The sequence below is a fragment of the Pseudomonas indica NBRC 103045 genome, from assembly GCF_002091635.1.
GTDB lineage: Bacteria > Pseudomonadota > Gammaproteobacteria > Pseudomonadales > Pseudomonadaceae > Pseudomonas_M > Pseudomonas_M indica.
Genome location: NZ_BDAC01000007.1, coordinates 175,744 through 187,729 on the forward strand (window position 1 = coordinate 175,744; position 11,986 = coordinate 187,729).

An 11,986-nucleotide genomic window follows, 5' to 3' on the forward strand; every position below is an offset into this window, starting at 1 on the left:
ATGCAACGGATGGATATCCACGCTTCGCTCCGCTCCCTGGTCCTGGACATTCCCGACAGCACGCTCGATGCCATCGAACGCCTGGTCGACGAGGGCTACCTATTGCAGGCCCACGAGAAGGCCACCGGCCTGGGCGACTATCGCGATTGGCGCGGGCCACGTGCCATGGCGCTGGCTGCCCGCCTGGCAGGCAACCTGGGTGCGCCGCGCTTGGCCGATGCGCTGATCCGCCTCGGCTACCGCCGCTATCCCCAGGCTGCCGAGACGCGCCTGCGTTACGCTCGTTTCCTCCTTTCCAATCGCGGCCCTCACCGAGCCTGGGCGTTCTTCCATTCGCTGGATGGCTGGCTGCCCACGCAGGCGGCGCTTCGAGCCGAATGGCTATCGCTGAAAAGCTATCTCCTGGCGCTGTTGCGCGACTTCGCGGAGGCCGAGGCGCTGCATCGCGAAGCGCTGGAATGCGGGGTGGATGATCCCTGGCTGTGGGTCGAACGCTCCTACGGGTTGGAGCAGGAGGACCGCTACGACGAAGCGCTGGAGGTCTGCGAACGTGCGCTCGGCTATCCGCTGCGGCTGCGTTCGGCGCTGCAGCAGGTGACCCAGCTTCAGGTTCAACGGGGCGATGTCGGGACGGCCTTGGAGAGGCTGCGCGACGCCGCCGGCAACCTGGAAAGCGGTTCCCTTTGCGCTCAACTGGCCGACCTCCTGATCGAGCGTGGCGAACTGGACGAGGCCGAGACCTGGCTGCGCCGGGCTGAAGGCTGCATGCCATTGTTGCGCAAGGAGCAGGCACACTGGCTGGCGGCGCGGCGCTGCGACATCGCGTGCCTCCGGCAGCACTGGGAAGAGGCCGAGGTCGAGGCCGAACGGGCCGGCGGGGGCTTCTACCGGGGCGTGCTGGAGAGCCTGCGGCGCGGTGAGCGGGGTATCCGCCGCTTGTTGCCGGTAGGTTTCGTGCGCCAGCACCACATGACCTGCGTCCCCGCCACCCTGACCGCCCTGGCGGGCTACTGGAGCCGTCCGGTGGAGCACTTGGAGGTGGCCGAGGAGATTTGTTACGACGGTACGTCACATTTCGCGGAGCGCGCCTGGGCCGAGCGGCACGGTTGGCTGGCACGCGAGTTCACCGTGGATTGGGATATCGCCCGAGCCTTGATCGACCGTGGCGTGCCTTTCACCCTCACCATCCAGTACACCGGGAGCGGTCACCTGCAGGCCGTCGTCGGCTACGACGAGCCGCGTGGCACCTTGCTGATCCGCGACCCCGGCCTGGCCCAGCATACGGAGTTCCGGGCCGTGGAGCTGTTGCAGGCGCAGCGCTCTTCCGGACCGCGCGGCATGCTGTTGCTGCCGCCGGAAGAGTCGGAGCGGCTGGAGGGGCTCGTCCTGCCCGAGGCTGACTACTGGGATGGTTACTACCGACTGATGGCGGCCCTGGAGGCACACGAGCGGGACTCTGCGCTGGCAGGGCTGGCCTCGTTGCAGGCGCAGGCGCCTGACCACTTGCTGACGCTGCAGGCCATGCGCGCGGTGGCTGCCTACGATGGCGACCAAGTTCGTCTGTTGCAGGCGACCGAAGCCCTGTTGGAGCAATTCCCCCGGGATGCCAACCTGGTGTTGTCCAAGGCGGCGTCGATGAGCCAGCTTCGCCCCTGGGCGGAGCAACTGGCCTGGCTGGCGGAGCACGGCGAGCAGCGCGACAGCGATCCGGGCATCGCCGTGCGCTATGCCCAGTCGCTGACCGAGGACGGTCGGGCCAGCGCCAGAGCAGCGGTGCTGCTGCGGCAGGTGTTGCGTCAGACACCAACGGAGGCGCAGGCCTGGAACGGCCTGGCCGGGTTGCGCTGGGCCGACGGTGCGCGCGAAGAGGCGACCGAACTGTTCCGCGTCGCTGCGTGCCTGCAATTCATGCGCGAGCCCTACAGCCTTCATTACTTCCGTGCCGAGCGCAGTCTCGGTCGTACCGAGCGCGGCCTGGCCCTCCTGCAGGACCGCCAGCGGCGGCTCGGCCGGCTCGCAGCAGGCCCCACCTTGACTCTGTGCGAACAATTGGAAGAGCTGGAGCGCAGCGAAGAGGCCCTCGTATTGCTGGAGCAAGCGCTGGAGGTTCGCCCGCTGGATCCCGACCTGCTGCTGTATGGCGTCGATCTGTTGGGTCGCCATGGCGAAGTGCAGCGCGCGGATGCTCTGCTGGCGCGGGCCGAACCGGTCAGCCGGCGTAGCGCCTGGTTGCGTGCGCGGGTTCTGCATAGCCAGCGCAGCGCCGGGGATGCCCGGGAGGCGCTGGGCTGGTGTCGCGAAGCGGCAGAGCTGGACCCCTTCAATCTGAGCCTGCACCGCCTGTGCATCGGCCTGCTGGTGCAGTGCGAAGGGGGCGATGCGGCACAGGCTTATCTGCAGGCGCTGGCGACCCGTTTCGAACATCACTGCGGCATTGCCGAGCTGTTGGTGGAGCGCGCTCAGCAGCGTTCCCTGGCCGAAGCTGAGGAGGCCCTGCGCCGTCTCTTGCGGAGCCACCCTCATCATTCTTGGGCGCTGCGCGAACTGTCGATCGTTCTGAGCCGCCAGGGGCGTGGCGAGGAGGCCATGGAAATGGCCGAAACGGCCTGCCAGATCGATCCGACCAACAGCGCGTCCTGGTCCACGCGAGGTTTCGTCCTGTCGCAGAGCGGCCGGATCGAAGCTGCACACGAAGCGTTTCGCGACTCGCTGCGGCGTTCCGTGGACAACGACTACGCCGGCAACCAGTTGATCGACACCAGCACCAGCCAGGAAGAGGCGCGGCAGAACCTGGCCTTTCTTCACGCCGAGCTGATTCGCCAGGTGACCTTCGGTGACGGCTGGATGACTTACCAGATCCAGGGACAGAACCTGCTGGACGGCGACGTCGTGCTGGAGGCGCTGCGCGAGGCGCTCGCCCGGCGCCCCGATCTCTGGCAGGTCTGGGTTGCTCTTGGCTGGCAATTGGTCGCCATGGAGCGTTTGGATGAAGCGGCGGCATTGCTGGACGAGGCCGTCGAACGCTTCCCCCTGTTGCCGCGCATCGCGCTCGAACGCGCCGAGTTGCACAAGCGGTTGGGGCATCTGGCGGAGTGCCAGGCGGTATTGGAGCGCAGTTTCCGTATCAATCCGCTATGGACCCGGAGCGTCCGCCTGTACGTTGAGTGCCTGCTGGAGGATGGGCGCCAGCTGGAGCGTGCCGACCAGTTGCTCGCCAGCGTACTGGCCCGGACACCGGAGAACCATGAGCTGCGTGCCTTCCGCGCCTATGTGCTGGGCGAGCAGGAGCACTACGAGCAGGCCATGCAGCAAGCCGAGTACGTGCTGCGGCACGAGCCGGGCCATCGTTGGGCGTGGGACCAGTTCAAGCGATATGCCGGGCTTCTGGAGCAGCCGGACCGGCCCTTGGCGTTGGCCCGCGAGTTGGTTCGGCTGCGGCCGGGGGAAGCCGAAGCCTGGCTGCTGCTGGCCGGTCAGGAAGCTGACGAGGCTGCGCGCGAAGAGGCGCTGCGGCAGGCATTGCAGCGTGAGCCGCGTCATGAGGCGGGCAATGGGGCATTGCTTGACCTGCTGCTCTGTTCGGAGCGGCACGAGGAGTTGCGTGCCTGGCTGCAGGCGTCTCATTGGGGCGACCGCCCACCGGTCGGTTTGGCGCTCTATGGTCCGCGCTCGCTGCGTGCCCAAGGGCGCGGCGAGGAGGCGATCGCTGAACTGCATGCCCTGCTCGAACGTCTGCCGGATAGTTATCCGACCTGGCGCGAACTGGCTGATCAATTCGAACTGTCGGAGGACTTTCCCGGTTATGTGAAGGCCGCGCGGCAGATGGTGCGCCTGGACCCGAAATCGGCCATATCCCATGGCTACCTGGGGCACGCGCTGATGCTGAACCAGGAGCGGGATGCGGCACGGGAGGCCTTTCTCCAGGCGTTCCGCCTGGACAGCGACTATGTGTTCGCCGGGGTGAATGCCTACGACCTGCTGCTGGAGCAGGGCGACCGCAGCGCTGCCCGGCCGATCCTCGACCAACTGCTTGCCGGCTCCCGGGCACCCGTGCTCGCCCTGCGGGCGCTGCGCCTATCGCTGGCGGTGGGTGATGCCGCACTCAAGCGCGAGGCGCTGGAGCGGTTGTGCCGCGACCTGGATGCGGAGGAGCACTGGGGTGAGGTGCTCACTATCATCACCGAGCCTCACAAAGATGCGGACCTGCGTACCGTGCTGGAACACTCGCTTCGTGACGGCTGTTCGCATGTGGCGGCGGCTCGCTATTGGCTGCAACTCGAAGATACCCGATGGGCGCCCGGAAGCTTGCCGCGCGCTTTCCGGCGGATGCTGCCGCACGACCGCGACAACCGGCTCGCGCGGGCCATGTTCGATCTACTGGCCACCCGGGAGAACAGCCGGGGCCTGCTTCAGGAGACGCTCACCCAGTGCAGCGCGGCAATCCGCGAAGACGATCAGGTATGGGCCATGGCCAGCTACGCGTTGCTCGGGCACGACCTGTTCGACACCCTGTTCCACTGGATGGGCGACTGGCAAACACGTCCGCAGGCACCGTCCTGGGGGCTGAGCAATCTGGCCACCGGTTGCTACCTGCGTGGCCGGGACAACGAGGGCCACGCAGTGGCCCGGGCCGCTCTGGAGCGCGAACCCCGCGATCCCATCGCGCGCTGCTGGCTGGCGTTCGATGCGGCGTGGCATGAGCGGCACGACGAGATGCGAGAGCATCTGGCGCTGCTCGAGGACGAACGGCTCGGTGTATTCCACCGGTGTACGCTCGGCCTCATCCGTGGGTATGCACAGGCCCTGGAAGCAGGAGACGGGATGGCCGCCCAGTGGCCCTTCCGGGAGACGGCGGCGCTGGCACGCAATATCAATAATCCCGCCTACCGACGGCTGCGTAACCGGCTCGCTGTCCGTCTGGCCCGTATTGGCGCGGTGCCTGGCTGGCTTTGGCCGTTACGCTGGCTGCGGCTGCGCTGAAGACACCGCCCGCGCGAGCGGGCGGCGTGGGGCAATCAGGCTTGGGCCGGTTCCGCGGCGACCATTGGCTGCGGCGGCCGCGCGAAGGCCAGGCTGATGGCCATCAGCGGCATGATCAGGTTGAAGAAGCAGTACGGCAGGTAGGTCAGCGTGGCCACGCCGAGGGTGGCGGCCATATAGGCGCCACAGGTATTCCAGGGCACCAGCACCGACGTCAGGGTGCCGCCGTCTTCCAGGGCGCGGGACAGGACGGTGGGTTTCAGGCCGCGGCTCTCGTACTCGGCGCGGTACATGCGGCCGGGCAGGACCAGGGCGATGTACTGGTCGGCGGTGATCACGTTGGTGCCGATGGTGGTGACGATGGTGCTGGCGATCAGGCTGCTGGTGCGCTTGGCCAAGTGGATGGTGCTGTTGAGCAGTCGCTGCAGCAGGCCGAGTTTCTCCAGCACACCGCCGAAGCTCATGGCGCAGATGATCAGCCAGACGGTGTTGAGCATGCTGCCCATGCCGCCCTTGGATAGCAGACCATCCAGTTCGGCGTTGCCGCTGTCCGACTGGTAGCCGGCGAACAGGGCGCTCCACACGGTTTTCAGCGGGGCGAGCGCGCCGGCTTGCGGGTCGGCCAGGCGGCTCATCACCTCGGGCTGGAAGACCACGGCGAACACCGCGCCGACCAGGGCGCCGAGGAACACGGCGGGGAAGGCCGCCCACTGGCGCATGGCGAGGAACAGCAGGAAGGCCACCGGCAGCAACAGGTGCCAGCCAAGGCTGAACTGACCCTCCAAGGCGCTCAGCACGGCCTGGATGCGGGTGGTGTCGTGGCTATCGCTGGCCTGCTGGCCGAGCACGAAGAAGATCGCCAGGCTGATCAGCAGGGCCGGCACTGTGGTGTGCGACATGTAGCGGATGTGCTGGAACAGGTCGGCGCCGGCCGCCGCCGGGGCGAGGTTGGTGGTGTCCGACAGCGGCGACAGCTTGTCGCCGAAGTAGGCGCCGGAAATGATCGCCCCGGCGGTGATCGCCGGGTCCAGGCCGAGTCCCGAGGCCACGCCCATCAGGCCGATGCCGAGGGTGCCGGCGACCGTCCAGGAGCTGCCGATGGACAGCGCGACCAAGGCACAGATCAGGCAACTGGTGACATAGAAGTATTCCGCCGAGATCAGCTTGAGGCCGTACCAGATCATGGTCGGCACGGTGCCGGCGAGAATCCAGGCGCCGATCAGCGCTCCCACCGAAAGCAGGATCAGGTTGGCTTTCATCGCCATGTGGATGCCGGCGAGGATGCCTTCCTCGATCTGTCCCCAGCGCTGGCCGTTCTTCAGGCCCACCAGTCCAGCGACGAAGGCTGCGGCCATCAGGGCAATCTGGTTTGGGCCGGACGAGGAGCTGTCGCCGAACAGGTAGACGGACAGGCCGAGCAATGTCACCAGGACGGCGATCGGCAACAGGGCGTCGAACAGGGAAGGGGAGCGGGGAGCGGTCATGGCGGGTTACCGATAAAACGACGGGGCCCGCGCCATATCGGCCGCGGGCCCCGTGGGGTCACTGCAGGAAATTACAGACTGGCGATACGCTCGCGCTGTTCGTTGAGCTTGCCCAGGGCCAGTTCGGCCTCGGCCAGCTTGGCGCGTTCCTTGGCGATCACTTCGGCCGGAGCCTTGTCGACGAAGCTGGCATTGGACAGCTTGCCGCCGACCCGCTGCACTTCGCCGCCGAGGCGTTGGATTTCCTTGTCCAGGCGCGCCAGTTCGGCGTCCTTGTCGATCAGGCCGGCCATCGGTACCAGCACTTCCATCTCGCCGACCAGCGCGGTGGCGGCCAGCGGGGCTTCTTCGCCGGCTTCCAGGATGCGCACGCTTTCCAGCTTGGCCAGCTTTTTCAACAGCGGCTCGTTCTCGGCCAGCCGGCGACGGTCTTCGGCGCTGGCATTGTTCAGCACCACGTCGATGCGCTTGGCCATGGAGATGTTCATCTCGCCGCGAATCTGTCGCACACCGAGCATGAAGGCCTTGACCCAGGCGATGTCGTCTTCGGCGGCCGCATCGATGCGCGCCTCGTTGGCCACCGGCCAGGGCTGCAGCATGATGGTTTCGCCCTGCTTGCCGGCCTGGGCCTTGATCCGCTGCCAGATCTCTTCGGTGATGAAGGGCATGAACGGATGCGCCAGGCGCAACGCCACTTCCAGCACGCGGATCAGGGTGCGGCGGGTACCGCGCTGGCGCTCGACGGAGGCCTGTTCGTCCCACAGCACCGGCTTGACCAGCTCCAGGTACCAGGCACAGTACTCGTCCCAAATGAACTCGTAGAGGGCCTGGGCGGCCAGGTCGAAGCGGAAGGCTTCGAGATGGCGGGTGACGTCGGCTTCGGTGCGTTGCAGCGCGGAGATGATCCAGCGGTCCACCGAGGACAGTTCCACGGGTTCGTCGTTGACGCCGCAGTCCTTGCCGTCGGTGTTTTCCAGTACGAAGTTGGTGGCGTTCCACAGCTTGTTGCAGAAGTTGCGGTAGCCCTCGACGCGGCCCATGTCGAACTTGATGTCGCGACCGGTGGAGGCCAGCGAGCAGAAGGTGAAGCGCAAGGCGTCGGTGCCGTAGCTGGCGATCCCCTCGGGGAATTCGGCGCGGGTCTGCTTGGCGATTTTTTCCGCCAGCTTCGGCTGCATCATGCCGCTGGTGCGCTTGGCCAGCAGGGTATCGAGATCGACGCCGTCGACGATATCCAGCGGGTCGAGCACGTTGCCCTTGGACTTGGACATCTTCTGGCCCTGGCCGTCGCGCACCAGGCCGTGGACATAGACGGTCTTGAACGGAATCTGCCCGGTCAGGTGGGTGGACAGCATGATCATCCGGGCGACCCAGAAGAAGATGATGTCGAAGCCGGTGACCAGCACGTCGGTGGGGTGGAACGTCTTGAGGAAGTCGGTCTGCTCCGGCCAGCCGAGGGTGGAGAAGGTCCACAGGCCCGAGCTGAACCAGGTGTCCAGCACGTCTTCGTCCTGGCGCAGGTCGATGTCGTTGGTCAGGTTGTACTTGGTGCGGACTTCCGCTTCGTCGCGGCCGACATAGACGTTGCCGGCTTCGTCGTACCAGGCCGGGATGCGGTGGCCCCACCAGAGCTGGCGGCTGATGCACCAGTCCTGGATGTCGCGCATCCAGCTGAAATACATGTTCTCGTACTGCTTCGGTACGAACTGGATTTCGCCGTTTTCCACCACGGCGATGGCCTTCTCGGCCAGCGGTTTGGTGGCGACGTACCACTGGTCGGTCAGCCAGGGCTCGATGACGGTGCCCGAACGGTCGCCGCGTGGCACTTTCAGGGCATGGTCGTCGACCTTCTCCAGCAGGCCCATGCCGTCGAAGTCCGCGACGATGGCCTTGCGTGCCTCGAAGCGGTCCATGTGGGCGTAGCTGTCCGGCAGGGTCGGATCGACCCGATCGTTGACGCTGCCGTCGAGGTTGAACACCTGGGCGGTTTCCAGCACCGCGGCATTCTTGTCGAAGATGTTGATCAGCGGCAGGTTGTGGCGCTTGCCGACTTCGTAGTCGTTGAAGTCGTGGGCCGGGGTGATCTTCACGCAGCCGGTGCCGAACTCGCGGTCGACGTATTCGTCGGCGACGATGGGGATCAGGCGGTTGACCAGCGGCAGCATGACGTGGCGGCCGATCAGGCCCTTGTAGCGTTCGTCCTCCGGGTGTACCGCGACGGCGGCGTCGCCGAGCATGGTCTCCGGGCGGGTGGTGGCGACCACCAGGTAGCCCAGGCCTTCGGCCGTCCTGGCGCCGTCCGCCAGCGGGTAGCGCAGGTGCCAGAGGTTGCCCTTCTCGTCATGATTTTCCACTTCCAGGTCGGAAATGGCGGTGTGGAATTTGGTGTCCCAGTTGACCAGGCGTTTGCCGCGGTAGATCAGGCCGTCTTCGAACAGGCGGACGAAGGCTTCCTTGACCGCCTCGGACAGGCCCGCATCCATGGTGAAGCGCTCGCGCGACCAGTCCACCGAGGAGCCCAGGCGACGAATCTGGCGGGTGATGGTGCCGCCGGATTCTTCTTTCCATTGCCAGACTTTCTCTAGGAATTTTTCCCGGCCGAGGTCGTGGCGACTGACGCCCTGGGCGGCGAGCTGGCGCTCCACCACCATCTGCGTGGCGATGCCGGCGTGGTCGGTGCCCGGCTGCCACAGGGTGTTGCGGCCTTGCATGCGGCGCCAGCGGATCAGAGCGTCCATGATGGCGTTGTTGAAGCCATGGCCCATGTGCAGGCTGCCGGTGACGTTCGGCGGCGGGATCATGATGGTGTAGGGCTCGCCGGAACCTTGCGGGGCGAAGTAGTTCTTGGACTCCCAGGTCTGGTACCAGGAAGTCTCGATGGCATGCGGCTGGTAGGTCTTGTCCATGCGGCGGGACCCTTAAGACGGCTGATCACGGAAAACCGGGGAGTATAGCGGGGTTGGCCAACGGCAAGCCACAGGCAGCAGGCGGGAAGCCGGCTGCGCGTGCTACGTTCTTTCTGCAGAAGCGGTGCTGTCGTTTACCGTTTACGTTGGGCCAGCAAACGATCCAGGCGGGCGTCCAGGCGGCGCTTGAGTTCGGCCTCGATCTGCGGCACGAAATCGTCGATCACGTCCTGCAGGATCAATTGCGCGGAGGCGCGCAGTTCCGTGTCCAGGCGCGCCAGTTCGGCGGCGACGCTGTGCTGGACGGTTGCCGCGACAGGCGCCGGTGCTGCCGCGCGTGGGGCGGTATGGGGCGGGGCCGGGGCGACCACGTCGGAGAGCAGGGGAATCTGCGCCGGATCGACGGATTCGGTCAACAACGGCGGTTCCAGTGTGTCGTCGCCCAGCAGATCGCGGATCGATTCGAGATCGTCCAGCAACTGCTTGGGTTTTTGCGGTGGGGTATGGCTGTCCATCGAACGTTCACAGGCGGGGCAGGCGGTGGTCCTGCAAAGGATAGCCGTGCTCCCGGTAGAAACGGAAACTCTCTCTTGCCGCCTGACGGATGGATGGCTCTTCGACCACCAGTTCGGCGACCCGGGCGAAGCGGCTGAAAAAGGCGGGCACACCGGCTCCCAGGTTGATCATCAGGTCCTGGTGAGTGCCTGGCGCTTCGCCGAGCCCCAGGGCCACCGGCGCCTCTTCATCCTCCTCGGCCAGGCTGTGCGGCAGGAAGGCTTCGCCCTTGAAGCGCCACATTTCCGCGTCAAGACGGTTGCGCTGGGCGTCGTCCTGGCAGTGAACGTAGATGCGATGCCCCAGACGCCAGGCTTTTTCCGCCAGCTTGCAGGCGAAGGCCAGACGTGCCTCGGGATCGGCGCTGGGCAGGATGTAGAAGTCGACTTTGGTCATGGGATCTCGACGGCGGGTCGCGGGGAGCCGGGGCTCCCCGCGTTGCGCCTCAGGCCTTGCAGCGGTCCAGGAGGTACTGAGTCAGCAGCGGGACGGGACGGCCGGTGGCGTTCTTGTCCTTGCCGCCGCTGATCCAGGCGGTGCCGGCGATGTCGAGGTGCGCCCAGTGGTAGTTCTTGGCGAAGCGGGACAGGAAGCAGCCTGCGGTGATGGTGCCGGCCTTCGGTCCGCCGATGTTGGCGACGTCGGCGAATGGGCTTTCCAGCAGCTCGTGGTAATCCTCGAACAGCGGCAGTTGCCAGGCACGGTCGTCGGCGGTCTCGCTGGCCTTGAGCAGTTGCTTGACCAGCCCGTCGTTGTTGCCCATCAGGCCGCAGACATTGCTGCCCAGGGCGACGATGCAGGCGCCGGTCAGGGTGGCGATGTCCACGACTGCCTGCGGCTTGAAGCGCTCGGCGTAGGTCAGGGTGTCGCACAGCACCAGGCGGCCTTCGGCATCGGTATTGAGGATTTCGACGGTCTGGCCGCTCAGGGTGGTGACGATATCGCCTGGGCGGGTGGCATGGCCGCTGGGCATGTTCTCGGCGCAGGCGAGGAGGCCGACCAGGTTGATCGGCAGTTGCAGTTCGAGCACGGCGCGGAAGGTGCCGAGCACGCTGGCGGCGCCGCACATGTCGTATTTCATCTCGTCCATGTTGGCCGAAGGCTTGATGCTGATGCCTCCGGTGTCGAAGGTAATGCCCTTGCCGACCAGCGCATAGGGCTTATCGTCTTTTTTGCCGCCGTTGTACTGCAGCACGACGAGGCGCGGCGGCTGGGCGCTGCCCTGGCCCACGGCGAGAAAGGCGCCCATGCCCAGTTCCTTGAGTTTCTTCTCGTCCAGTACCTCGACCTTGAGGCCCTTGTAGGCCTTGGCCAGGTTCTTGGCTTCCTCGGCCATGAAGCTCGGGTGGCAGAGGTTCGGCGGCAGGTTGCCCAGGTCGCGGGTCAGGGCCATGCCGGCGGCGATCGCCCGGGCGTGGGTGGCGGCGCGCTCGACATCGGCCTGGCTGGTTTTGTCGGCGGTCAGGGTAACGGTCTTCAGTGCGCGCGGATCGGCTTTCTGGCTCTTGAAGCGGTCGAAGACGTAGCCGCCGTCGATCAGGCCTTCTACCAGCAGGCGGGTCTTGCCGTAGAGGTCGCGGCTCTTCACCGGGAGCTCGTGCAGGGTGATCACGGCATCCTTTCCGCCCAGGCCTTTCAGTGCGCCCTGGGTCGCGCCGATGACCTTGCGGTACTGCCGGTCGGACAGTTCTCGCTCCTTGCCGCAGCCCACCAGCAGGACACGCTCCGCCTTGAGCGCGGGCACGCTGTGCAGCAGCAGGGTCTGGCCGAGCTTGCCGGCGATGTCGCCGCGCTTGAGCAGGGTGCTGATGGCGCCACCGCTGGCGGCATCCACCGCCTTGGCGGTTTCGCCCAGCTTGCGGCCTTCGCCGACGGCCAGCACCAGGGTGGCGGTTTTCAGGGTTTCCGGACGAGCGCTTTTGACAAGGAATTCCATGGCAAGGTGTCCCCAAGACAAAGAGCCGGCTTTGCAGGATAATGCCGGCTATTTTTTCGGTGTCCGCCTGTCGGCGGGTCGGCCTAAAGCGGCTAGTTTGAGCGTAGCTGTGCGAGCCTGACAAC

At 66.2% G+C, this 11,986-nt stretch carries 6 protein-coding genes; 1 reads left to right on the forward strand and 5 read right to left on the reverse strand.

What is annotated here, in order from left to right; translation table 11 throughout:
* The first annotated feature begins 9 nt into the window (after positions 1–9).
* Entirely contained in the window at positions 10–4,980 is a 4,971-nt protein-coding gene (locus tag PIN01S_RS10955) for a C39 family peptidase (RefSeq protein WP_169715821.1), read from the forward strand.
* 35 nt (positions 4,981–5,015) lie between these two features.
* On the opposite strand, the gene nhaC is transcribed toward PIN01S_RS10955, so the two are convergent.
* From nhaC to PIN01S_RS10980, 5 genes are all read right to left on the reverse strand, one after another.
* Positions 5,016–6,464, reverse strand: a complete 1,449-nt coding sequence (gene nhaC / locus PIN01S_RS10960) for a Na+/H+ antiporter NhaC (RefSeq protein ID WP_084335697.1) — start codon at positions 6,462–6,464, stop codon at positions 5,016–5,018.
* A 71-nt stretch (positions 6,465–6,535) separates the two neighbouring features.
* On the reverse strand, positions 6,536–9,370 hold the full coding sequence (locus tag PIN01S_RS10965; protein ID WP_084335698.1) for a valine--tRNA ligase: 2,835 nt from the start codon (positions 9,368–9,370) through the stop codon (positions 6,536–6,538).
* Positions 9,371–9,504: 134 nt separating this feature from the next.
* A complete protein-coding gene (locus tag PIN01S_RS10970) occupies positions 9,505–9,885 on the reverse strand; it encodes a DNA polymerase III subunit chi (protein ID WP_084335699.1) in 381 nt (126 codons plus the stop codon).
* A 7-nt stretch (positions 9,886–9,892) separates the two neighbouring features.
* Positions 9,893–10,321, reverse strand: coding sequence for a DNA polymerase III subunit chi (locus tag PIN01S_RS10975; RefSeq protein WP_084335700.1), 429 nt, complete (start codon positions 10,319–10,321; stop codon positions 9,893–9,895).
* Between the two features lie 49 nt (positions 10,322–10,370).
* The gene (locus PIN01S_RS10980; protein ID WP_084335701.1) at positions 10,371–11,861 is read right to left on the reverse strand and encodes a leucyl aminopeptidase; all 1,491 of its coding nucleotides are present in this window, start codon (positions 11,859–11,861) and stop codon (positions 10,371–10,373) included.
* Between the last annotated feature and the right edge of the window lie 125 nt (positions 11,862–11,986).